The 23462-nt window shown below is 68.3% G+C and carries 21 protein-coding genes, 2 tRNA genes and 1 riboswitch; of the genes, 12 read left to right on the plus strand and 11 right to left on the minus strand.

What is annotated here, in order from left to right:
- Positions 1 to 666: 666 nt before the first annotated feature.
- The 6 genes from FLV34_RS18225 to FLV34_RS18250 form a co-directional block, all read right to left on the minus strand.
- Positions 667 to 3246 carry a valine--tRNA ligase gene (locus FLV34_RS18225; RefSeq protein ID WP_315985202.1) on the minus strand — a complete coding sequence of 860 codons (2580 nt, stop codon included), beginning with the start codon at positions 3244 to 3246 and terminating at the stop codon, positions 667 to 669.
- A gap of 82 nt (positions 3247 to 3328) precedes the next feature.
- A complete protein-coding gene (gene clpX, locus FLV34_RS18230) occupies positions 3329 to 4612 on the minus strand; it encodes an ATP-dependent Clp protease ATP-binding subunit ClpX (protein WP_079317756.1) in 1284 nt (427 codons plus the stop codon).
- Positions 4613 to 4846: 234 nt separating this feature from the next.
- Positions 4847 to 5494 carry an ATP-dependent Clp protease proteolytic subunit gene (locus FLV34_RS18235; protein ID WP_079317758.1) on the minus strand — a complete coding sequence of 216 codons (648 nt, stop codon included), beginning with the start codon at positions 5492 to 5494 and terminating at the stop codon, positions 4847 to 4849.
- A 14-nt stretch (positions 5495 to 5508) separates the two neighbouring features.
- Positions 5509 to 6153, minus strand: a complete 645-nt coding sequence (locus FLV34_RS18240) for a ClpP family protease (protein ID WP_260617414.1) — start codon at positions 6151 to 6153, stop codon at positions 5509 to 5511.
- 358 nt (positions 6154 to 6511) lie between these two features.
- Entirely contained in the window at positions 6512 to 7906 is a 1395-nt protein-coding gene (gene tig / locus FLV34_RS18245; protein ID WP_142650169.1) for a trigger factor, read from the minus strand.
- Positions 7907 to 8107: 201 nt separating this feature from the next.
- Positions 8108 to 8974, minus strand: coding sequence for a helix-turn-helix transcriptional regulator (locus FLV34_RS18250; RefSeq protein WP_142650168.1), 867 nt, complete (start codon positions 8972 to 8974; stop codon positions 8108 to 8110).
- A 276-nt stretch (positions 8975 to 9250) separates the two neighbouring features.
- Between FLV34_RS18250 and FLV34_RS18255 the strand changes: the two genes are divergently transcribed.
- Entirely contained in the window at positions 9251 to 9730 is a 480-nt protein-coding gene (locus FLV34_RS18255) for an ATP-binding protein (RefSeq protein WP_142650167.1), read from the plus strand.
- Positions 9731 to 9814: 84 nt separating this feature from the next.
- Here FLV34_RS18255 and FLV34_RS18260 read toward each other — a convergent pair whose 3' ends face one another.
- Positions 9815 to 10279, minus strand: coding sequence for a hypothetical protein (locus FLV34_RS18260; protein WP_142650166.1), 465 nt, complete (start codon positions 10277 to 10279; stop codon positions 9815 to 9817).
- Between the two features lie 103 nt (positions 10280 to 10382).
- A tRNA-Gly gene (locus FLV34_RS18265) sits at positions 10383 to 10453 on the minus strand.
- Positions 10454 to 10543: 90 nt separating this feature from the next.
- On the opposite strand from FLV34_RS18265, the gene FLV34_RS18270 reads away from it, so the two are divergent.
- From FLV34_RS18270 to FLV34_RS18280, 3 genes are all read left to right on the plus strand, one after another.
- Positions 10544 to 10620, plus strand: a tRNA-Pro gene (locus tag FLV34_RS18270).
- A 358-nt stretch (positions 10621 to 10978) separates the two neighbouring features.
- Positions 10979 to 11428: a DUF3626 domain-containing protein gene (locus FLV34_RS41660; RefSeq protein ID WP_222709552.1), complete on the plus strand. Its 450-nt coding sequence runs from the start codon at positions 10979 to 10981 to the stop codon at positions 11426 to 11428.
- A 181-nt stretch (positions 11429 to 11609) separates the two neighbouring features.
- On the plus strand, positions 11610 to 12371 hold the full coding sequence (locus tag FLV34_RS18280; RefSeq protein ID WP_147943648.1) for an enoyl-CoA hydratase: 762 nt from the start codon (positions 11610 to 11612) through the stop codon (positions 12369 to 12371).
- A gap of 22 nt (positions 12372 to 12393) precedes the next feature.
- Here FLV34_RS18280 and FLV34_RS18285 read toward each other — a convergent pair whose 3' ends face one another.
- Positions 12394 to 12786 carry a VOC family protein gene (locus FLV34_RS18285; RefSeq protein WP_147943649.1) on the minus strand — a complete coding sequence of 131 codons (393 nt, stop codon included), beginning with the start codon at positions 12784 to 12786 and terminating at the stop codon, positions 12394 to 12396.
- Positions 12787 to 12836: 50 nt separating this feature from the next.
- Here FLV34_RS18285 and FLV34_RS18290 point away from each other — a divergent pair, with 50 nt between their 5' ends.
- The 7 genes from FLV34_RS18290 to FLV34_RS18320 all read left to right on the plus strand — a co-directional run bounded on the left by FLV34_RS18290 (position 12837) and on the right by FLV34_RS18320 (position 20777).
- Complete coding sequence (locus tag FLV34_RS18290; RefSeq protein WP_142650163.1) at positions 12837 to 13334, plus strand: DUF2087 domain-containing protein; 498 nt, start codon at positions 12837 to 12839, stop codon at positions 13332 to 13334.
- A gap of 117 nt (positions 13335 to 13451) precedes the next feature.
- Positions 13452 to 14810, plus strand: a complete 1359-nt coding sequence (locus FLV34_RS18295) for a TrpB-like pyridoxal phosphate-dependent enzyme (protein ID WP_147943650.1) — start codon at positions 13452 to 13454, stop codon at positions 14808 to 14810.
- A gap of 162 nt (positions 14811 to 14972) precedes the next feature.
- A complete protein-coding gene (locus tag FLV34_RS18300; RefSeq protein WP_147943651.1) occupies positions 14973 to 16706 on the plus strand; it encodes a SpoIIE family protein phosphatase in 1734 nt (577 codons plus the stop codon).
- An 87-nt stretch (positions 16707 to 16793) separates the two neighbouring features.
- Positions 16794 to 17360: a TIGR03086 family metal-binding protein gene (locus FLV34_RS18305; protein ID WP_147943652.1), complete on the plus strand. Its 567-nt coding sequence runs from the start codon at positions 16794 to 16796 to the stop codon at positions 17358 to 17360.
- Positions 17361 to 17581: 221 nt separating this feature from the next.
- Entirely contained in the window at positions 17582 to 18385 is an 804-nt protein-coding gene (locus FLV34_RS18310; protein ID WP_142650159.1) for a DeoR/GlpR family DNA-binding transcription regulator, read from the plus strand.
- Positions 18386 to 18563: 178 nt separating this feature from the next.
- Positions 18564 to 19622: a galactose-1-phosphate uridylyltransferase gene (galT, locus tag FLV34_RS18315; protein WP_147943653.1), complete on the plus strand. Its 1059-nt coding sequence runs from the start codon at positions 18564 to 18566 to the stop codon at positions 19620 to 19622.
- Positions 19623 to 19692: 70 nt separating this feature from the next.
- Positions 19693 to 19831, plus strand: a riboswitch (cyclic di-AMP (ydaO/yuaA leader).
- Positions 19832 to 19865: 34 nt separating this feature from the next.
- On the plus strand, positions 19866 to 20777 hold the full coding sequence (locus tag FLV34_RS18320; protein WP_260617412.1) for a hypothetical protein: 912 nt from the start codon (positions 19866 to 19868) through the stop codon (positions 20775 to 20777).
- A gap of 65 nt (positions 20778 to 20842) precedes the next feature.
- On the opposite strand, the gene FLV34_RS18325 is transcribed toward FLV34_RS18320, so the two are convergent.
- Positions 20843 to 21274 carry a hypothetical protein gene (locus FLV34_RS18325; RefSeq protein ID WP_142650156.1) on the minus strand — a complete coding sequence of 144 codons (432 nt, stop codon included), beginning with the start codon at positions 21272 to 21274 and terminating at the stop codon, positions 20843 to 20845.
- 287 nt (positions 21275 to 21561) lie between these two features.
- Here FLV34_RS18325 and FLV34_RS18330 point away from each other — a divergent pair, with 287 nt between their 5' ends.
- On the plus strand, positions 21562 to 22074 hold the full coding sequence (locus FLV34_RS18330) for a DinB family protein (RefSeq protein WP_142650155.1): 513 nt from the start codon (positions 21562 to 21564) through the stop codon (positions 22072 to 22074).
- Positions 22075 to 22097: 23 nt separating this feature from the next.
- Here the strand turns inward: FLV34_RS18330 and FLV34_RS18335 are convergent, their stop codons facing one another.
- Positions 22098 to 23402 (minus strand): RIP metalloprotease, encoded by a 1305-nt coding sequence (locus FLV34_RS18335; RefSeq protein ID WP_142650154.1) that lies wholly within the window; start codon positions 23400 to 23402, stop codon positions 22098 to 22100.
- Positions 23403 to 23462 lie beyond the last annotated feature (60 nt).

Genomic DNA, 23462 nt, shown 5'->3' on the forward strand with positions numbered 1-23462 from the left:
TCGTCCTGAGCCAGGATCAAACTCTCCAAACAATGCTTGAAAAGAGATCACTCTGGCCGGCACCCCCCGGCTAAGGAAAGGTGCCGTCAAAGGAATCCGCCACCGATGAAAACCACCGGTAGACGGGGTCATGCATGATTCATGCACTGGCTTTTAGCACACTGTTGAGTTCTCAAGAAACGGACGCGACCACCATCACCCGAAACCCTGAAAGGTCCCACGCTCCGGGGCGTTTCACCGTTTGTTTTTCTTTTGTCTTGCTGGTCTTAATTCTTCCCGACCGGCTCTTTCGTGTCAAATCCGCCCCACCGGGACTTCATTTGACCCGAAACCCGCCGACCGACAGGAATTCCGACCCCCCGTTTCCGGGGCAACCCCTCTAACTTACCTGATCCCCGAATGTCCGTCGAATCGCGACGAATCATCCCGAGATCGGGTTCGATAAGAGGGAGTCGCTGAGATCCTAACAGCCGATCCCCCGAGGGGGACTCAGGCTCGCCGGTCCTCAGCGCGTGCAGAAAGACTAGCACCCACGCGGAGGTGCTGTGCACAACTTGGGCAACTTTGTGGTCCTGCCCTGTCTCCAGGGTCTTCAAACCTCAGTCGTCACAAAGCTTGAGACGCCTGTGCGCCCTCGTCCACGACGAGGGCGCACAGGAAGACGGCCTAAGCCGGCAGGGCGGCGAGCTGGGCTTCGAGACGGGAGATGTCCTCGGCGGCCTGCTCGGCCCGCCGGCGCACCTTCGCCACGACGTCCTCCGGCGCCTTGGCCATGAACTGCTCGTTGCCGAGCTTCGCCGTCACCTGGGCCTGCTCCTTGCGTGCCGCGGCCAGGTCCTTCTCCAGCCGTTTCCGCTCGGCGGCGACGTCGATGGCTCCGGCCGTGTCGATCTCCACGAGCACCGTGCCGACCGTGAGCCGGGCTGTCGGGCTGAAGGTGTCCGTCGGCTCGTCCAGACGCAGCAGGACGCGGATCGCCCCCTCATGGGCGGCGAGAGCCGTACCGGACAGGGACAGCCGCGCGGCGACCCGCTGGCCGGGCTTGAGGCCCTGGTCCGAACGGAACCTGCGCACCTCCGTCACGAGATTCTGCAGCGAGGAGATCTCCTGCTCGGCCGCGGGATCGATCAGCTCGGGCGACGCCGTAGGCCAGGGAGCGACCACGATCGACTCCCCACCGGTCAGAGCCCGCCACAACTCCTCCGTGACGAACGGCACGAGCGGGTGGAGCAGCCGTAGCAGCGCGTCGAGGACATGCCCCAGAACCCGCTTGGTGTTCTCGGCCACCACGCCGCCCTCGGCGAACTGGACCTTGGCCAGCTCGACATACCAGTCGAAGACCTCGTCCCAGGCGAAGTGGTAGAGCGCGTCGGACGCCTTGGCGAACTCGAACTCCTCGAAGGCCGCGTCGACGCTGGTGACGACCTCCTGCAGGCGCGACAGGATCCACCGGTCGGCCGAGGTGAGCTCTTCGGGCAGACCGTCGGAGACGGCGCCGTTCATCAGCGCGAAGCGGGTGGCGTTCCAGATCTTGTTGCAGAAGTTGCGGGATCCGGCCGCCCAGTCCTCGCTGATCGCCACGTCTGAGCCGGGGTTGGCACCGCGCAGGAGCGTGAAGCGCGTGGCGTCCGCGCCGTACCGCTCGATCCAGTCGAGCGGGTCGACGACGTTGCCGAACGACTTCGACATCTTCTTGCCGAACTGGTCGCGCACCATGCCGTGCAGGGCCACGGTGCGGAACGGCGGCTGGCCGTCCATCGCGTACAACCCGAACATCATCATCCGGGCGACCCAGAAGAACAGGATGTCGTAGCCGGTGACGAGCACGGTCGTCGGATAGAAGCGGGCCAGATCGGGTGTGGCGTCGGGCCAGCCCAGCGTGGAGAACGGCCACAGACCGGAGGAGAACCAGGTGTCGAGGACGTCCTGGTCCTGCTCGTAACCGGCCGGCGGCTCCTCGTCCGGCCCCACGCAGACCATGTCGCCGTCCGGGCCGTACCAGACGGGGATCCTGTGTCCCCACCACAGCTGGCGCGAGATGCACCAGTCGTGCATGTCGTCGACCCAGTCGAAGTAGCGCTTGGCCAGCTCCGGCGGGTGGATGCGGGTGCGGCCGTCACGCACCGCGTCGCCCGCGGCCTTCGCCAGCGGGGTGACGTTGACGAACCACTGCAGCGACAGCCGCGGCTCCACCACGGTCTTGCAGCGGGAGCAGTGTCCGACGGAGTGCACGTAGGGCCGCTTCTCGGCGACGATGCGGCCCTGCTCGCGCAGCGCGGCGACCACGGCGGGCCGCGCCTCGAACCGGTCGAGCCCCTCGAAGGGCCCGTGGGCGGTGATGATTCCGCGCTCGTCCATGATGACGAGCGACTCCAGCGAGTGGCGGCGCCCGATCTCGAAGTCGTTCGGGTCGTGCGCGGGGGTGACCTTGACCGCGCCGGTGCCGAAGGACGGGTCCACGTGCGCGTCCGCGACGATCGGGATGCGCCGGCCGGTGAGCGGGACCTCGACGTACTTGCCGACAAGGTGCGCGTAGCGCTCGTCGGCGGGGTGGACGGCGACAGCGGTGTCGCCCAGCATGGTCTCGGCGCGGGTCGTGGCGACGACGATCTCCTCGTCACCCGAGCCGTAGCGGATGGAGACGAGCTCGCCGTCGTCGTCGCTGTGCTCGACCTCGATGTCGGACAGGGCCGTCAGGCAGCGGGGGCACCAGTTGATGATCCGCTCGGCGCGATAGATGAGCCCGTCGTCGAACAGCTTCTTGAAGATCGTCTGGACGGCCCGGGAGAGCCCCTCGTCCATCGTGAAGCGCTCACGCGACCAGTCAACGCCGTCGCCGAGCTTCTTCATCTGACCGAGGATCCGGCCGCCCGACTCCTCCTTCCACTGCCAGACGCGCTCGACGAACGCCTCGCGGCCGAAGTCGTGGCGCGACAGGCCGTCCTTGGCGATCTCGCGCTCCACGACGTTCTGCGTGGCGATGCCGGCGTGGTCCATTCCGGGGAGCCACAGCGTTTCCATGCCCCGCATGCGGGCTCGCCGGGTGAGCGCGTCCTGGATCGAGTGGTCGAGGGCGTGGCCCACGTGGAGCGACCCGGTCACGTTGGGCGGGGGAAGCACGATGCTGTACGGCTCGCGCCCGCTGCCCGGGTCCGCTGTGAAGTAGCCCGCCGATACCCAGCGCTCGTAGCTCCGGGTCTCGACATCGACGGGCGCGTACTGGGTGGGCAGCTCAGACGTAGTCACGCTGCCCAATTCTAGGGATGTCCGGAAGCCGTCCGAGCCGTCGCCGCACGCCCTGTGGACAACGCCGCGGCGAAGGCCCGTTTCAGGCGGACTTCTCCCTGGGGGTCCGCTGCTGCTTGGCCTGCAGCTGGTCGCGGGGCACCAGGGTCGGATTCACGTGCTCCAGCACGGCCTCGCGGGTGATGACGACGCGCGCCACGTCCTGGCGGGAGGGCACCTCGTACATCACGGACTGGAGGACTTCCTCCATGATGGCGCGCAGCCCGCGGGCGCCGGTGCCGCGCAGAATGGCCTGGTCGGCGATGGCCTCAAGGGCGTCGTCGGAGAACTCCAGCTCGACGTTGTCGAGTTCGAGCAGGCGGCGATACTGCTTGACGAGCGCGTTGCGCGGCTCCGTGAGGATCTGGATCAGCGCGTCCCTGTCGAGGTTGTGCACCGACGTGATCACAGGGAGACGGCCGACGAACTCGGGGATCATGCCGAACTTCAGGAGATCTTCCGGCATGACGTCCGAGAAGATGTCGGAGGAGTCCATCTCCTCCTTCGAGTGGATGATCGCGTTGAAGCCGATGCCCTTCCTGCCGACCCTCGACTCGATGATCTTCTCGAGGCCGGCGAAGGCGCCGCCGCAGATGAACAGCACGTTCGTGGTGTCGATCTGGATGAACTCCTGGTGGGGGTGCTTGCGCCCGCCCTGCGGGGGCACGCTCGCCGTGGTCCCCTCCAGGATCTTCAGCAGGGCCTGCTGCACGCCCTCGCCCGACACGTCCCGCGTGATCGACGGGTTCTCGCTCTTACGGGCGATCTTGTCGACCTCGTCGATGTAGATGATGCCGGTCTCGGCCTTCTTGACGTCGTAGTCGGCGGCCTGGATCAGCTTGAGGAGGATGTTCTCCACGTCCTCGCCGACGTAGCCGGCCTCGGTCAAGGCGGTGGCGTCCGCGATGGCGAACGGCACGTTGAGCATCTTGGCGAGGGTCTGCGCGAGCAGGGTCTTTCCCGACCCGGTGGGGCCGAGCAGCAGGATGTTGGACTTGGCCAGCTCCAGGCCGTCGTCTCGGCCGCGCTCCCCGGACTGGACGCGCTTGTAGTGGTTGTAGACCGCTACCGACAGCGCCTTCTTCGCCTTGTCCTGCCCGATGACGTACGCGTCGAGGAACTCGTAGATCTCGCGCGGCTTGGGCAGGTTGTCCCACTTGAGCTCGGAGGATTCGGAGAGCTCCTCCTCGATGATCTCGTTGCAGAGATCGATGCACTCATCGCAGATGTAGACGCCTGGTCCGGCGATGAGCTTCTTGACCTGCTTCTGGCTCTTGCCGCAGAACGAGCACTTCAGCAGGTCTCCCCCGTCGCCGATGCGTGCCACCCCAGATACTCCTTTGCGTGGGACCGCCCCTGCCGCCGCGGTCGCTTCCGTCCGCACCCTGCTCGCGATCCGGCTCATGGTTCTGAGTCATGATCCGACGATCGCGATCCGGTGCGAAAACGTCATCCCGCTCAGGTTTCGACGTTACCGTCTCTCGGGCCCTCAGTGAGCCCCCTAGCGGTGAGTCGCACCGGAACGTGCCCAAATGGGCACCGTTCCGGTGCGGCAACTCCCTCAGGAAGCGGCGACCGCCGCCGCGCGCTTCTTCCGCGACGGGATGATGTCGTCCACCAGCCCGTACGCCTTCGCCTCCTCGGCGCTGAGGATCTTGTCACGCTCGATGTCCTTGCGGACCTCGTCGGCCGACTTGCCCGAGTGCTTGGCCACGATCTCCTCGAGCAGCGACCGCATCCGCAGGATCTCACGAGCCTGGATCTCGATGTCGCTGCCCTGGCCGCCGCCCTCGGTGTAGGGCTGGTGGATCAGAACGCGGGCGTTGGGCAGGGCGAACCGCTTGCCCGGGGTGCCGCCGGCCAGCAGGACCGCGGCGGCCGAGGCCGCCTGCCCAAGGCAGACCGTCTGGATCTCGGGCCGGACGAACTGCATGGTGTCGTAGATCGCGGTCATCGCGGTGAACGAGCCACCCGGCGAGTTGATGTACATGCTGATGTCGCGATCCGGGTCGAGCGACTCCAGCGTCAGCAGCTGCGCCATCACGTCGTTCGCCGAAGCGTCGTCGATCTGGACGCCGAGGAAGATGATGCGGTCCTCGAACAGCTTGTTGTAGGGGTTCATCTCCTTGACGCCGTACGACGTGCGCTCGACGAAGGAGGGAAGGACGTAGCGGCCGTTGATGTCACCCGGCCGGATCAGCTCACTCATCTGGGAAGCTCCAGTCACGAGACGGCGCCCTCGGAGGGCACCTGGCGGGCGCTGCGCACCACGTGGTCGATGAAGCCGTAGTCCTTGGCCTCCTCGGCCGTGAACCAGCGGTCCCGGTCGGAGTCGCGCTCGATCTGCTCGAGCGGCTGGCCGGTGTGGAAGGCGATCCGCTCCGCGAGAGTCTTCTTCACATAGAGCATCTGCTCGGCCTGGATCGCGATGTCGGCCGCGGTGCCGCCGATGCCGCCCGACGGCTGGTGCATCATGATCCGGGCGTGCGGAAGCGCGTATCGCTTGCCACGGGCGCCGGCGCACAGCAGGAACTGCCCCATGGAGGCGGCCAGTCCCATGGCGACCGTGCACACGTCGTTCGGCACGTACTCCATCATGTCGTAAATCGCCATGCCGGCGGTCACCGAGCCACCGGGGGAGTTGATGTACATCCAGATGTCGCGCTCGGGGTCATCGGCGGCGAGGAGCAGGAGCTCAGCGGCCAGCCGGTTGGCCACCTCGTCGTTGACCTGGGTGCCGAGCACCACGATCCGCTCGCGCAGCAGGCGCTGGTAGAGCTGGTCCTCGAGGCGGGAGGGGCCACCCTCCGGGCTCCGGGCCTCGAAGCCGGAACCACCGGTCGGGAAGAAGGTCGGCGGGCTGGTCACAGCGTCACCTTCCGATGCGTCGTAATCGATTGGCTTTGCTTGTGACCTTAACGCGCGACGCAGACAGGTCATGCCCGTGCGCCGTACTGTTCGCTGACGGCGCATGTCCCGCCCGGGACGAGGCCCCCGCGCCACATCGCCCGTGTTCCCCGCCCTAACGGCACGGGCCGGGGCATACAGATCCCGGCCGTACGATTTGCTCCCCGACACGCGGTAAGAAACATATTTGCAGGGATTTGCCCGAATATAACCGGAAACCCCCGGCGCACCCGAGTGCGCCAGGGGTTTCACCGTTACCGCGACACCGATCGGCCTCCCGGCCGATCGGTGGCAGAAGTCAGGCGAGAGCCTGGGTGAATCAGCTTTCCTTGGCCTCGTCGGAGGGCTCCCCGGCGCCCGCCTCCTCGACGCCCACGGCCTCCTGCTCAGGGTTGAGCTCGGCGTAGATGGCCTTGATGTCCACCTCGTTGCCGGCCGTGTCGGTCACCTTGGCCGCGTCACCGATGAGGGTCTTGGCCTTCTCGCGCACGATCTCCATCATCGCCAGCGGGAGCTGGTTGTTGTCGGCGAGGTGCTGGGCCAGCGTGTTCGGCGCGACGCCCATCTGCATGGCGCGACGCACCACGAAGTCGGTCAGCTCCTGCTCGCTGACGCCGATCTCCTCGGCCTTGACGATCTTGTCGAGGACGAAGCCCGACTTCAGCGCCTTGGCCGAGGTCGCCTCGTACTCAGCGAACAGCTCCTCCTCGGTGGTCTGCTGGAGGCGCAGGTACGCCTCGCGGCTCAGGCCGCTCTCGGCGACCTGGTGCTCGAGGTTGTGCTTGCGCGCGTCGATCTCCGCCTGGAGCGCGCTCTCGGGCAGCGGGATGTCGATCTTCTCGAGCAGCGCGTCGAGCGCCTTCTCGCGGCTCTGCACGACCTGCTCCACCAGCTTGTTGCGGCGAACCTGCTGGCGGATGCTGTCCTTGAGCTCGTCGAGCGTGTCGAACTCGCTGGCGAGCTGCGCGAACTCGTCGTCCAGCTCGGGCAGCACCTTCTCCTTGACCGACTTGACGTTGATGATCACGTCGGCCTCCTCGCCGGCGTTCTCACCACCGACGAGCGTGGTGCGGAAGGTCTTCTCGTCGCCGGCGGCCATGCCCTGCAGGGCGTCGTCCAGGCCCTCCAGGACCGAGCCCGCGCCGACCTCGTACGACACGTCGGCGGCCTGCTGCTCGTCGAGGTTGCGGCCGTCGATCTCGGCACGCAGGTCCATGACGACGTAGTCGCCGTTCTGGGCCGGGCGCTCGACGCCGGTCAGCGTCGCGAAGCGCTGGCGCAGGGCCTCGAGCTGGGTGGTGATGTCCTCGTCGGTCACCTCGGCGGGGTCGACCACGACCTCGGTGCCCTGGTAGTCCGGGACATCGAAGGCGGGGCGGATGTCCACCTCGGCGGTGAACTCGACCTGCTCGCCGTCCTCGATCTTGGTGACCTCGATCTCGGGCTGGCTGACCGGGAAGACCTCGGTCTCGTCAACGGCCTGGCCGTACAGCTTGGGCAGGGCGTCGTTCAGGGTCTCCTCGAGAACCACCGCGCGGCCGAAGCGCTGCTCGATGATCCGGGCCGGCACCTTGCCAGGACGGAAGCCGGGCACGCGCACCTGCTGCGCGACCTTCTTGTACGCGGCCTGCAGGCTCGGCTCTAGCTCCTTGAACGGCACCTCGACGGTGAGCTTGACCCGGGTAGGGCTGAGCTCCTCGACAGCGGTCTTCACGGGGTGGTCTCCTTGATCCAGCATCTGGTGATCGCGGGCACGTCGTGCACGGCAACCGCGGCACAGTAACGCGCGCCGCGCCCACGTGAGAGGCGCAGGATCACCGTCTCGCCTGCACGCGACCTGTCCGGGCATGCTCGACTGTGGCGGGTGTCCAACGCCGAGGGCAGTCTAGAGCAGATGAGCCCCGGTAGCGACTGATCAGAGGTCTGCCATGATCTGCCGCAACAGGTCCACCGTCTCCGTAGGGGTGGTGCTGACCGCGCAGAGGCGTTCCATGACCTCGCTGTAGCGGTCGACCTCTTCCCGTTTGTCCAGGTAAAGCGCACTGGCGAGCTGCTCGACATACACGATGTCGGGCAAGTCGGGATCCGCGAACCGGAGGATGCTGAAGGCACCGCCCTCTGCGGCGTGTCCGCCATAGCTGAACGGAATGACCTGGATCGTCACGTTCGGCTGGTTCATCAGGTCGATGAGGTGCTGGATCTGACCCCGCATCACGTCGACACCACCGATCGGCCGGCGCAGCGCCGCCTCGTCGATCACGGCCCAGAACTTGGGACTGTTCTCACCGTCGAGGATGCGCTGGCGTTCCAGCCGCAGGTCGACCCGCCTGGCGATCTCCTCCGGCGCCGCTCCGACCGCGCCGGCCATGATGACGGCCCGCGCGTACTCCTTTGTCTGCAGCAGACCGGGAACGAACTGCACCTCGTAGGTGCGGATGCGCTCGGCGGCCTCCTCCAGGCCGACGTACGCCTGGAACCACGACGGCAGCAGGTCGTTGAACCGGTGCCACCAGCCGGGCTCGTTGGCCCGCTCGACCAGGTTCATCACGACATCGCGCGTCTCCTCGTCCTCCACCCCGTAAAGGGCGAGAAGGTCGGCAACGTCGCGTTCCTTGAATCCGACCCGGCCCAGCTCCATCCGGCTGATCTTCGACTCGGAGGCCCTGATGCACTGGCCGGCCTGGTCGCGGCTGATGCCCTTGCTCTCACGGAGCTTGCGGAGCTGGGACCCGAGAAGGATGCGCAGGGCCGTCGGACCCGATCCAGCCTGGATCTGTATCACGGCGCCTCCCTCTCACCTCGGCTCTGTGTGCCGCCAAGGGACGACCCGCACGACACCCCCAGCCCACACAGTGTCACCACTTCGGGCTCCGATGACAAGGTCTGATCTACGTGTCCCTGACGGTTAGCACGGACAGCTTGTGCGTCTGCACATGACAATTGCACGTGCATTTGGGTCTTGCAGCGACGGGACGCACTGATCCATCATGTCTAGGTGCATATTGGGCCAAAATGTGCACCAGTCCTCGACCTAGGCCAGCGGGAGGTACGGGCAACCATGTCGGACGAGCCCAAACCCGGCGGCCAGCTGACCCGTGACGTGGGATTCGGCTGGTTCCGGAGGGCGGCAGGGGCGTCCGATACGGCGATGTGCCCCCTGGCACCACAGGCAGACTCGGTCAAGACCGCGCGTGATGTCACCCGTACGACCCTGCGCCAGTGGGGCCTGTCGGAACTGAGTGACGACGCGGCACTGGTCGTGAGCGAACTGGTGACGAACGCGGTCCGTTACGCGCTGTATCCGGCGCACCGAGCCAGCGCCTGCCCTATAACACTGACGCTCCTGCGCATCGCCCCGCACGTGTTGCTCGCCGTCTCGGATCCCAGCGACCAGGCGCCGTCGCCCACGCAACCCGACTTCGTCTCCGAGCACGGACGCGGCCTCTACATCGTCGAGACCTACAGCCAGGCATGGGGCTGGGACGCACTCGACGAGGGCGGCAAGGCAGTCTGGGCCCTCTTCCGCACCGGCGACTGACCCGCACCACCGGGTGATCTTCAGCTTCCGGGGCGTCACCTGGAGGCTGTTCCACGTCCTCATCAGTTCCTCCTGGCCGGGCAGCTAGGGAAGTTGTGCGCGGAGCGCGAGCCACTGGTCGAGCGTTCTTGCCGTCGGCGTCTCCGACAGGTGACTACGGATGATCTCGGCCGGCGCCAGGAGGTTCTTGCATTGACGGAGGGCCAAGAGCTGCTTGTGAGGCCGCTGTCGCCAGTCGGCTGCCCACTCCGCGGCGTTCTCCAGTTCAGCGGGGAGGGCCGCGAGGATGTCGATGGCGAGGGCATCGGGGTTCAGCAGGGGTGAACGCGTGGAGCCGAGGCTGTCGATCAGATATGCACGCAGGTTGAAGCGCCTCACATTGGCGGCGATGGCGTCCAGTCCTGCGGCCTCGGCTCTGGCGAGCGCGTACATGGCCGTCTCCGCCCACGCTCGCCGTCCTTCGCCGAGCTCGGCCCGACAAGCGTGGAGGCTGTTCACCTCCCACACCCCGAGCCAGTGATTGACGGATTCGGAGGGGTGATCGACCACGAGGTCACTTTCCCACGCGCGCGGTGAAGTGACATGTGAGGCACGGAAGGAAACGTCGAAGGCCAGGCACCCCGTACGGAGTGACCTGGCCTTTCTTGATGAGAGCGGACGACGGGAATCGAACCCGCGTAGCCAGTTTGGAAGACTGGGGCTCTACCATTGAGCTACGTCCGCGCGCGCCCGGTGTCCATCTGGTCTAGACTTCATCCGGTCGTCAGGGCGTAAGCGTACCGGAGTCTCGGACCGCACGCGTACCCGACGAGACGGGGCGTGGCGCAGCTTGGTAGCGCGCTTGCTTTGGGAGCAAGAAGTCGCAGGTTCAAATCCTGTCGCCCCGACCATCGCTCGAACACGTCGAAGGCCGCATCCGGCGACGGGCCGCCTTGAACACCGATTCCGCCCGGGCGCGGTGACCGGACGGCTGGAACCGGCACCGAGCCGGACGGCTGTTCGAGATGCGACGGCGGATCGCGTTCCGGCAAACTGCGCGGGTGAGCGCGGACACGTCCATATCGCCACAGGAGCGCGCCCTCCGCCATGTCGAGGCCATGTCGTCGGGAGACCCGCTCGATATCCGGTTGCGTGTGACCCTCAACTTCCACCCCGACCGCTCGTACGGCGGCCGAGGCTCTTCACCGGACCACGTTCTGCTATCCGGACAGCTTCTTCGAACCCTCGGCTTTCGGTGTCGCGTCCCGCATGGCGCTGATCGAGCCGGCCGAGGCCGGCGACGCGGACCTCCTGGACGACTACATCGAGGCTCAGGTGCACGGGCCGGTCAGGCTCGACCGGGACGTGGAGGCCCTGGTCCTCGATCCCAGCTATCGCGGGACCTCTGTGGAGGCCGCTGCCCGCCGGTTGCCGTGCCCGGTGGAATGGCATCGCGGGTTCCGCCTCACCGTCGAGCATCTGCGGCGCCACCCTGACTACCGGGGCCAGGAGTACGTGGCGCTCGGCGCGGAGATCGCGGTCGGCGGCGTGCTCGATCCGCGGATCATCGGAGACGCCGCCCGCAGCGGGCGCTACGACGCGCAGGCGCTGAAGAAGGTCTGGTATTGCGTGGCGCGCTTCGGCGCGCCTCTGCCCCCGGCCGGCGAAACTCCTGCCCCGGTCGCCGCCTGCTGTCCGTACGGACCGGAAGGCGGCTGAACGGGACCTTCACCCCCTCGCCGATCCTGAGTGGATCTCCGGGACGAATCCGAGAGCGGCGACCGCTCGTGTCGCCGTCTCCACGTCCTGAAACCAGAGCCTGGGCATCCGGGGCGGGCCGGGGGCCGCACACGTTTCTATAACCTGTTCTCGCCGTACCCCCGGAACATTGAGGAGCACCATGGGCGACCTCGTCCTCGTCGACCGGCCATCCGAGGCCGTCGCGGTCGTGACGCTTAACCGTCCGCGCAAGTACAACGCGATCTCCAAGGCGCTGCTCGACGAGTTCCAGGACACGCTCGGGCGGCTCGCGCAGGAGCCTGACCTGCGCGCGATGGTCCTCACCGGGGCCGACCCCGCCTTCTGCGCGGGACTGGACCTCGGCGAGCTGGAAGCGGGGGTCAAGATCGGCCACCCCGACTCCATCCTCCCGCTGCGGAACTTCCCGGTGCCAGTCATCGGCGCGGTCAACGGCGTTGCGGTGACCGGCGGCCTGGAGTTCGCGCTCGCCTGCGACTTCAGGATCGCCAGCGAACGGGCGCGGTTCGCCGACACCCACACCCGCGTCGGCATCGTGCCCTCCTGGGGCATGACGGCCAGGCTCAGCCAGGCCGTCGGGCAGTCCTGGGCGCGGCAGATGACGTTCACGGGGGACTTCGTCGACGCTCCCCTGGCACTGCGCATCGGCCTGGTGAACGAGGTCGTCGCGCACGACCGGCTGCTGCCCCGGGCGGTCGAGCTCGCGCAGAGCATCGCGACGACGACGCCGGAGACGCTGCGCAGGATCCGGGAGATCTACGACCTCCTGCGCGACGGCACCGGCGCCGACGGCCTGCGGGCCGAACTGGAGACCGGCCGGGACGGGCTCGCCATCACCAGCCCCGAGGACTTCGCCGCCCGCAGGCGGGCCGTCTTCGACCGGGGCCGGACGCAGAACCGCTGACCGTACGCAGAACGCCGAGAGGTCACTCCTCCTTGACGTACGGGTGGGTGAGGAACTCGATGGAGTGGCCGTCGGGGTCGTCCACGTACACCCCGCGGCCGTGGTGCCGGTGGTTGATCTGCTGCGGCTCCTGGTGCTCGGGGCCACCCCAGTAGGGCAGGCCTCGCTCGACGATGCGGGAGAAGATGCCGTCGAACTCGTCCTCGGAGACGAGGAACGCCAGGTGCTGCATGACGATCCTGTCCCGGTCGACGATCGAGTCGGCGTAGTCGATCGTCACGCCGTTGCCGAGCGGGACCGTGGCGAACGGCCCGTACGCGCCGGGCTCGGGCTCGCCGAGCAGCCCGGTCAGGAACCGGGCGGACGCGAAGCGGTCGCTGCTGTGCACGATCGTGTGGTCCAGTTGAGCGGTCACGTCGCCCTCCAGGTTTCCTCCTGCCTTCATCAAGGCAATACCGTGGACGGGTGATCGACAAGCACATCTCCCGCGTGCTCGGACTCCTCGGGCAGGACGACACACTGCGCGTCCTGGCCGGGCTGGTCCTGCGTCCCGGTGAGCCGCTCGACAAGGTCACCGGGCTCGACCCCGACGTGGTGGGCAAGGCCCTGGACCGGCTGGAGCGGGGCGGCCTCGCCGTACGGGACGAGGACGGCTGGCGGGCACGGCCGGAGACCTTCCGCGACCTGCTGCGCACGATCCCCTCCGCGCCGGCGGACCCGATGGACGCGTTCCTGGTGGACGGGCGGCTCGTCTCGATCCCGGCGAAGAGGGCCAAGCGGCTGATGGTGCTCGACTACATCGCCCAGGTGTTCGAGATCGGCGTGCGCTATCCGGAGAAGGAGGTCGACGTGGCGCTGCGCGCGTTCCATGACGACTACGCCGCGCTGCGCCGTTATCTGGTGGACGAGGGGTTCCTCACCCGGGAGGCCAACGTCTACTGGCGCTCGGGGGGAACCGTCTGACGCGGCCGTCTGACGCGGCCAGTCTGACGCGGTCGTTTGACGCGGTCGTTTGACCGGGTCCGGCCACATCGGCAGACGCCCTTTCCCGATGGGCCCGCGGCGCGGAGACTGGGAGTCATGGGCGAGCCGACCAGGGTCCTTCTCGACGAGTCGCGGATTCCGCGGAACTGGTACAACGTCGTCCCCGACCTGCCCACGCCGCCCCCGCCGGTGCTCCACCCCGCGACGCTGCAGCCGGTCGGCCCCGACGATCTCGCCCCGCTCTTCCCCTCGGCGCTGATCGAGCAGGAGGTGTCGGGTGAGCGGTTCGTTCCCGTGCCCGACGGCGTCCTCGACGTCTACCGCCTCTGGCGGCCGACGCCCCTGATCCGCGCCCGGCGCCTTGAGCGTGCCCTCGGCACACCGGCGCGGATCTACTACAAGTACGAGGGCGGCAGCCCGTCGGGCTCGCACAAGCCCAACACCGCGGTCCCCCAGGCGTACTACAACGCGCGGGAGGGCGTGCGGAGGCTGACCACCGAGACCGGCGCGGGCCAGTGGGGCTCCGCCCTGGCGTTCGCCTGCGCCCAGTACGGCCTCGACTGCGAGGTCTGGATGGTCCGGGCGTCGTACGACCAGAAGCCCTACCGGCGCACGCTGATGAAGATCTACGGCGCGACCCTGCACGCCAGCCCGTCGGCGGTGACCACGGCGGGCAGCAGGATCCTGGCGGAGGACCCCCACTGCACGGGGTCGCTGGGCATCGCCATCAGCGAGGCGGTCGAGGTCGCCGGTCAGCATGACGACACGCGATACGCCCTGGGCTCGGTGCTCAACCACGTCCTGCTGCACCAGACCGTCATCGGCGAGGAGGCGCTGGAGCAGCTCGCCGTCCTCGGCGAGACCCCGGACGTGGTGATCGGCTGCACCGGCGGCGGCTCCAACTTCGCCGGGCTGGCCTTCCCGTTCCTGCGCGAGAAGCTCGCCGGGCGCATGAACCCCGTGCTGCGCGGCGTCGAGCCCGCCGCCTGCCCGTCCCTGACCCGGGGCTCCTACGCGTACGACTTCGGCGACACGGCGGGGTTCACGCCGCTGATGAAGATGCACACGCTGGGGCACACGTTCGTGCCCGACCCGATCCACGCCGGCGGGCTGCGCTATCACGGCATGTCGCCGCTGCTCTCGCACGTTTACGAGCTGGGCCTGGTGGAGGCCGTGGCCGTCACGCAGACCGACTGCTTCGACGCGGGGATCCGCTTCGCCAGGGCCGAGGGGATCGTGCCGGCGCCCGAGCCCTCCCACGCGGTGGCCGCGACGATCGCGGAGGCGCTGCGGTGCGCGGAGTCGGGCGAGGAGAAGGTCATCGTGATGTCCCTGTGCGGGCACGGCCACTTCGACCTGCCCGCCTACGAGAGCCGTCTCGCCGGGCGACTGGAGGATTTCACGCTCCCGCAGGAGCGGATCGACGCGGCCCTCGCGCACCTGCCCGCCGTCTGATGTGACGCATGCTCACTGATATCCGTTTCGTCCCTTGACCGGCGGGTACGGCTGCGCCATCGCTCCGTCATACCGACCGGAGCTCTCATGTCAAACGGCTGAAATGCGCGGTATCAGCTCCATACGATTCTGGGACACCATCCGCTCTCTCCGGAGAATTCGTTGAACCGGAACTGCGTCATCAAGGACCCCGCCCCGGGCAACCGGGCGCAGTGGCGCCGCAGCAGCGCCGCGTCCGCGCACGAGCGGCTGGCCTTCCTGAACGAGGCGAGCCGGCGGATCGGCAGCACGCTCGACCTGTCCGAGACGAGCCGGGAGCTCGTCGACATGGCCGTCCCCCGCTTCGCCGACGCGGCGGCGGTGATGGTGCAGGACCGCCTCGTGGCGGACGGCGAGCTGTCGTCCCGGCCGGTGGACGGCACCACGCTCGTACGCAGGGTCGCCCTGGCCGTGGCGGGCGCGGATCCGGACTCCTGGGTGAAGACCTTCCCCGTGGGCGAGTCGATGGTCTATCCGGCGATCCTTCCGCAGGCCCAGTGCATGGCCGTCGGCAAACCGCTCATGTATCCGGCGCTCGACAAGGAGAGCGCCCGGCTGATCGGCGCCAGCATGGACCGGGAGGAGGCGGTCGCCTCGCTCCTGACCGACTCGTCGTTCCTCGCGGTGCCGCTGCGGGCGCGGGGGCGGGTGCTCGGCTGCGTGATCTTCACCAGGCATCCGGGAACGCGGTCGTTCGAGGAGCAGGACGTGGTGGTGGCCGAGGACCTGGCCGCCCGCACCGCCGTGTGCATCGACAACGCCCGGCTCTACACCAGGGAGCGCAGGACCGCGCTGACCCTGCAGAGCAGCCTGCTGCCCGTCGAACTGCCGCAGGCGCTCGGCATGGACATCGCCACCCGTTATCTGCCGGCCAGCGACCTGATGGGCGTCGGGGGTGACTGGTATGACGTCATCGCCCTGCCCGGGTGCCGTACGGCCCTGGTGGTGGGCGACGTCATGGGCCACGGCACCAGGGCCGCGGCGACGATGGGCCAGCTGCGCACGGCCGCGCGTACGCTCGCGAGCCTCGACCTGCCGCCCGACGAGGTGCTGTTCCGGCTCAACCTGATGAGCCAGGACCTCGACCCCAGCCAGATCGCGACGTGCATCTACGCCGTCTATGACCCGGTGACACGCAACTGCGCGCTCGCCCGGGCCGGCCATGTGCCGCCGATCCTCCTGCACCCCGACCGGTCGACCGAGATCATCGACCTGCCCGCGGGCCTGCCTCTCGGCATCGGCAGCGACCCGCTGGAGTCGCGCGAGATGGTCCTGCCGCCCGGGAGCGTGCTCGCCCTCTACACCGACGGCCTCGTGGAGAGCCGGGAGCGGGACCTCGACGCCGGGATCATGGGGCTGCGCCGTCTGCTCGCCGGTCCGGTCGAGGACCTGGAGGACATGTGCGACGTGATCATCAGCAGCCAGCGGTCGGGGCATGAACGTGACGACATCGCCCTGATGGTGGCCCGGGTGCGCGACCTCGACCCGGACGAGGTGGCGACCTGCCCGCTGCCGTCCGACCCGCGGTTCGTGTCGCACGCCCGCCGCTTCGTCCGCAGCACCCTGCAGAGGTGGGGGCTGAACGGCCTGGTGGACAGCACCCAGCTCATCGTGAGCGAGCTGGTCACCAACGCGCTCAAACACGGCTGGCCGCCGATCGAGCTGCGTCTGCTGCGCGGCCGCACGCTGGTGGTCGAGGTCGTCGACGGCTCCCCCGCCGCTCCCGCCCCGCGCACGGCCACCCCCGACGAGGACACCGGCCGCGGTCTGCAGCTCATCAAGCGGTTCGCGTACCGGTGGGGCACCCGGCCCACTCCGTACGGAAAGATCGTCTGGGTGGAGCAGCACCTCCCTTGACCCGGGCGTTCCCTCCCTGTCGAGCGTGTATGACTGATCGTTGAGAAGAGTTACGTTCGAATCGGGAGTTCGTGGCGAGGAGGGGACATGATCGACATCCGTGACGCGTACCGCAGGGCGCTGGATGGCTTCGGGGCCCGTCTCCATCTCGTCCGCCGCGGGCAGTGGGAGCTGCCGACCCCCTGTGTCGACTGGGACGTCCGGGGGCTCGTCAACCACGTCGTGGCCGAGAACCTGTGGGCCCCCGAGTTGCTGTCCGGCCGTACGGTCGCCGAGGTGGGGGACGCCTTCGAGGGCGACGTGCTCGGCGACGACCCGGTCAAGGCGTTCGAGGCGTCCGCGCAGGGAGCGGTCCAGGCGGTGTACGCCGAGGGCGCCCTGACCAGCGTGGCCCACCTGTCCTTCGGCGACGTGCTGGGCGAGGAGTACATCACCGAGCTGTTCGCGGACGCGCTGATCCACACCTGGGATCTGGCACGTGCCATCGGCGGGCCGGGACGGCTCGACCCCCAGCTCGTCGCCTCATGCTCGGAGTGGTTCGAGAAAGCACGGGAGGACTACCGCGAGGCGGGAGTGTTCGGGGACGAGCAGGGCGTCCCGGCCGACGCCGACCAGCAGACCCACCTGCTCGCCGCCTGGGGCAGGAACCCCTAAAGAGTGCCTATCGGCCGGTGGGCCGCTTGCCGTGGTTGGCCTTCTTCTTCTTGCGTGCCTTCGACTTGCGTGCGCGTCTGCCCATGACGACCGCCTTCCGTCGAGTACGGCTTTCGCCCACTGTCCTCCCTGGGACCACGGGCGGCAAGAGGCGTACCCCAACTCAACATGTCTCCACGTTCGTGAGGCATAATTTGTTTGAATCTGTAGAGGAGTGGTGGATGCTGGCCCAGCAACGGCAGCAGGCGATCCTTGAGAGGGTACGCAGGACCGGCGGGGTGCGCGTCGCGCAGCTCGTACGCGACCTCGGGGTCTCGGACATGACGATCCGCCGCGACCTGGAGGTCCTCGCGGAACGCGGCCTGATCGTCAAGGTGCACGGCGGGGCGACCGCCACCGGCACGGGCTCGACGGAGGAGCCGGGCTTCGCGGCCAAGTCGGTGCGGCAGCAGGCCGAGAAGGAGGCCATCGCCCGCAGGGCCGCCCTGCTCGTGCGGCCGGGCAGCTCCGTAGCGCTCTCGGCCGGCACCACGACCTGGACACTGGCCCACCATCTGGTGGACGTGCCCGAGCTGACCGTGATCACCAACTCGGTGCAGGTGGCCGACGTCTTCCACCGCGCGGGACGGCCCGACCAGACCGTGGTGCTGGTGGGAGGCGTGCGCACGCCCTCCGACGCGCTGGTCGGCCCGGTGGCCGTGGCGGCCGTCCGCTCCCTGAACGTCGACACGCTCATGCTGGGCGTGCACGGCATGAGCGTCCGGGCCGGTTACACCACGCCCAACCTGCTGGAGGCGGAGACCGACCGCGCCCTCATCGCGGCCGCCCAGCAGCTCGTGGTCCTGGCCGACCACACCAAGTGGGGGACGATCGGCTTCAGCACGATCGCCGCCCTCGACGAGGCCGGCGTGGTCGTGAGCGACGTCGGCCTGCCGGAGGAGGCACGCGACGCGCTGTCGGAGCACGCCGGCGAGCTCCTCCTCGTCGATCCGTCCGGGGAGACCGAGCTGGAGACCGCGCTGTGACGCCGGCCCGCCGCACGTCCTCCGACGCCTGTAGTAAACCCGGTGCATCCCCCGGCCTCCGCGCGCCCGCCGTGTCCCCCTTTCGCAAACCCGCACCGACCCCCTTGTAAGCCCGCTCCGACCCGGGACACCGCACCGTGAAAGCCGGAGATCGCACCGTGAAGCTGGAGACCGCTCTGTGAAGCGCACCATCACCCATCTCGCCGACGGCCGTGAGCTGATCTACTTCGACCGGCGCGACGACGCCGACCACAGCGCCATCGACACCAGGGACCTGCCGCCGCGCCCGCTCGCCTCCGAGCTGCGCTACGACCCCCTGATGGACGAGTGGGTGGCCGTCGCCCGGCATCGCCAGACACGCACACACCTGCCGTCGGCGGAGGAGTGCCCGCTCTGCCCGGGTCATCCCGGCTCGGAGATCCCCTCGCCGTACGAGGTGGCGGTGTTCGAGAACCGCTTCCCGTCGTTCAGCTTCAACACGGGCTCGTACGAGCAGGTGGGCGGGCTGAGCGAGGTGCGTCCGGGGATCGGGCGCTGCGAGGTCGTCTGCTTCACCTCCGACCACAACGCGTCGTTCAGCTCGCTGAGCGACGAGCAGGCCGAGCTGGTCGTCGAGGCGTGGGCCGACCGTACGGCCGAGCTGTCCTCGCTGCCCGGCGTGGAGCAGGTCTTCTGCTTCGAGAACCGCGGCGCCGAGATCGGCATCACGCTGCCGCACCCGCACGGGCAGATCTACGCCTATCCGTACGTCACGCCGCGCACCCGGCAGATGCTGAACGCCGCCGCCCGTCATCAGGGCGGCAACCTGTTCGCGGATGTCCTGGCCGCCGAGCGGAAGGGCCCCCGGGTGGTGGCCGCCAACGAGCACTGGACGGCCTTCGTGCCCGCCGCCGCGCGCTACCCGTTCGAGGTGCACGTCTACCCGCACCGCCAGGTGCCCGACATCCCGGCGCTGTCGCCGGAGGAGCGAGCCGCGTTCGCGCCGCTCTACATCGAGGTGCTGCGCCGCCTGGACGGGCTGTTCGGCGTCGTCATGCCGTACGTCGCGGCCTGGCACCAGGCTCCTGTCACCTACCGGCGCGACCTCGCCTACCTTCACCTGCAGCTTTTCACGATCCGGCGGGCGCCCAACAAGCTCAAGTATCTGGCCGGATCGGAGTCGGCCATGGGCGCGTTCGTCAACGACGTGCTGCCCGAGGAGGCCGCCCGGATGCTTCGCGAGGCGATAACGGCCTGATCTCCGATTGATTGCGGCTTTGGTGGCAGCGACGGTTTCTTTACCACTAGTATCCCTGACACCGGCCGTCACAACCGGTACGCCTAATCCCGGGCGCCCCGCCCGGGAACCGGGGACCCAATCACGCACCTGGGGTCAAGGCAGTCGCCTGCCCGGGCTCCTCCAGCCCGAACCCGTCAGCTAACCCGGTCGGCAGATGGAGAGGAGTGGGCTCTGCCCCGCGCATTCCCCCTGGCTGTCGGCGTGCTCGCCTCCGCCGTCCTCGTGTTCGGTACGGCGGCGCCGGGCGTCGCCGAGCCCAAACCGACGGAGAAACAGCTCAAGAAGGAGCTGTCGGACCTGCGGCAGAAGGTCAACCGGCTGATCGCCGACTACAACGCCAAGCGTGTCGCCCTCGCCAAGGCCCGTGAGGAGGAGAAGGCGGCTCGCGACCGGCTGGCCAGGGCCCAGGCCGACTACCAGGCCGCCAGCGACGCCGTACGGCAGATGGCCGGGCTGCGCTACCAGACCGAAAGCGCGATGGCGCTGCCCGACATGAACACCGCCGCGCTCAACTACCAGCTCAAAGAGGAACAGGCCGCCCGGCTCGCGCACTTCGACCGGGTCCGCGACGCCCGGCAGCAGGCCGCGGACGCCGCCAAGACGCTGACCGCGCAACTGAAGGCGCAGGCCGAGGCGGTCGCCGTACAGCGCAAGGACGCCGAGGACCTCATCGACGAGATCAAGGACAAGCTCGACGCGCTGATCCCGATCGCGCCGGGAAAGCTCCCGGGTGGGTCGTGGGCACCGGAGCTGCCCAGCGGTGCCGACAACATCACGCCCCGGATGAGGTTCATGCGCACCGAGGTCGAAAACCACTTCAGCCTGCGGTTCCCGGTGGGCTGCTACCGGGCGGAGAACAGCGGCGAGCATCCTCTCGGGCGCGCCTGCGACTTCATGATGAGCTCGGGCGGCGCCATGCCCTCCCCCGAGATGAAGGCGCTCGGCGACAGCCTGGCCGACTGGGCCATCAAGAACGGCCCCAAGCTCGGCGTCATGTACGTGATCTGGCAGCAGCGCATCTACAACCTCGGCCGTCCCGGCTGGCGGCTCATGTCCGACCGCGGCGGAATCACCGCCAACCACTACGACCACGTACACATCTCGATGTACTGACCTGCCAGGGCACTCGCGGGGTGGGCCGGCCACCTCGGCGAGCGAGGCGGCCGGCCCGCTCCGGGTCAGGCCGGGATCTGCTTCTCGTGCCAGGTGTAGTAGAGGTAGGTGCTGCCGGGCCCGGTCAGCGTGCCGTAGACCTGCCAGAAGGTGTTGGTGCCGGGCGAGAAGCGGAAGATCTTGTCCCCGGGCCGGTCGTCCACGATGACCTGCTGTGACCCCGTGGGCCCGATCCGGACCTCGATCGTGAACGTCTCGTTGTCGGGGATGTCGAGGCAGACCTCGTGCGTGTACGCCGTCGGACCGGCGATGTTGTAGAGGCGATTGTCCACCGCCGGCGACTCGACGTTGGTGGGGACGTATTTGTTGACGACGTAGGTGTACCCGCCCGTGGAGCAGTCCACTGCGGAGGTGTCCGCGAGCGCGGGGCCGGCGCCGGTGAGCGTGACGCCGAGAACGCCGGCGGCGACGGTGAGAACGGAGATGGTGCGCTTCATGCCTCTCCTCATCCGTACGGTGTGACGCTTCAACCAAGTAGTTGAAGGCTGAACTGATTTTGATCACATTCGCCACAATTACACAAGTCTGATCAATTACCTGTCCGAATCCGAGTCAAGACGGCCGGGTTCGGCCTCCCGTCGGGCGCAGGCCCGGCGTGCGGCCCGGCCTTCGGCTACGTCATGAACCGCGCTCAGGAGGGGGGTGCCGGGACGGGCAGAACCGCCGGGTGCCTCCGCCCGCTAATCGGGGTGACTACGCGCCGAGTCCGGGGGAGGATGCCGGGATGACCGACACACGTATCGATCCCCCCGTCGTCGCGGGAGAGCGCGAGATGCTGCGCGCCTGGCTGGACTGGCACCGTGACACCCTCGCCGTGAAGTGCCGGGGCCTCACCGAGGAGCAGTTGCGGCTGCGCTCGGTGCCGCCCTCCAGCATGTCGCTGCTCGGCCTCGTACGGCACATGGCCGACGTCGAGCGGGCCTGGTTCCGGAGGCGGCTGAACGGCGAGGATCTTGGCGGCATCTACTTCAGTGCCGACGACCCGGACGGCGAGTTCGACAATGTGGACACCGCGTCGGCCGAGGAGGCCTTCGCGACCTGGCAGGCGGAGATCGAGCAGGCGCGGGCGGCCGAGGAGGCCTGCGCCGACCTGGACGCCATGACGAAGGCGTCCACTCGTGACGGCGTCCACTACTCGCTGCGGTGGATCATGTGCCACATGATCGAGGAGTACGCCCGCCACAACGGCCACGCCGATCTGCTGCGCGAGCGCGTCGACGGCGTGACGGGCGAGTAGCCCCCGACGGCGAGTGGCCTCCCTCAGCCGGACAGGCGGACCGGGTTGACGAGGTCGGCGTAGATGAGCAGGCCGCCCATGACGACCAGCAGGGCCGCCATGACGTACGTCAGCGGGAGCGCCTTGGCCACATCCACATAACCGGGGACGGGCCTGCGGCGCACCCGCGCGAACGCCCGCTTGACGCCCTCCCAGAGCCCGCCGGCGATATGGCCGCCGTCCAGCGGCAGCAGCGGGATCAGGTTGAACATGCCCACGGCGAGGTTCAGCCCGGCGAGCAGGTTGATGAAGATTTCGATCTTGTTCTCGACCGAGAGGTCGGAGGCGGCGATCTCACCGCCGATGCGGCCCGCCCCGACGATGCCGATCGGCCCGTTCGGGTCGCGCTTCTCCCCCGAGAACGCGGCGTTCCACACGCCGACCATCTTCTTGGGGATGTTGACCATAGCGACGGCGGTGCGCTCGGTCAGCTCCCACATCTGCCCGACGACATAACCGGGGCCCTTCTTCACCACGACGGTGGTCGGGCTCACTCCCAGGAAGCCGACGTTCTTCTCGATCTTGTCCGGGTCGGTGAGCGAGGGCATGTCCTGCGCGATCAGGTCGACCTGGAGGTCGGTCCGCTGCCCGCCCCGCTCGATGCCGAGCGTGGTCACCCCCGCGCCGTGCTCCCGGATCAGGCGCTGCGCGGCCTCCCAGTCGGTGACCGGCGTGCCGCCGATGGCGACGATGTGGTCTCCGGGCCGCAGACCGGCCTTGGCGGCGGGCGTCAGCGGGTCGCTGTCGCGGCAGTCCCGGTGGTCCGCCTCGGCCGCCGGGATGGCGCACTTGGACACCGAGGCCACGACGGGCGTCAGCTCACGGACGCCGAAGCCCATCATCACGACCGCGAACAGCACGAACGCGAGCACGAAGTTCATCGCCGGGCCGCCGGTCATGATGATGACCTTCTGCCACCAGGGCTTGCGATAAAAAACCCGGCCCTCGTCGCCCGGCCGGATCTCCTCGGACGCGACCGCCCGCGCGTTCTCGATCAGGCCCTGCCAGGGACCGGTGGAGACGCTGCGCAGCTTGCCGGGCTCGTCGGACGCACGCGGCGGCAGCATGCCGATCATGCGGATGTAGCCGCCGAGCGGCACCCACTTCACGCCGTATTCGGTCTCGCCCCGCTTGCGCGACCACATGGTGGGCCCGAAGCCGACCATGTACTGGGTCACGCGTACGCCGAAGAGCTTGGCGGGCACGAGGTGCCCGATCTCGTGAAGGGCGATCGAGACCAGCAGACCGACGAAGAGGATCACGAATCCGGCCGCGAAGAGCCAGCTCATCAGCGCGTACCCCCGAATCGGAGAAGGTGCTCTGGCAGACGAAGCACCCTTCGAGCGTAG

The organism is Microbispora sp. CSR-4, assembly GCF_008033685.1.
Classification (GTDB): Bacteria; Actinomycetota; Actinomycetes; order Streptosporangiales; family Streptosporangiaceae; genus Microbispora.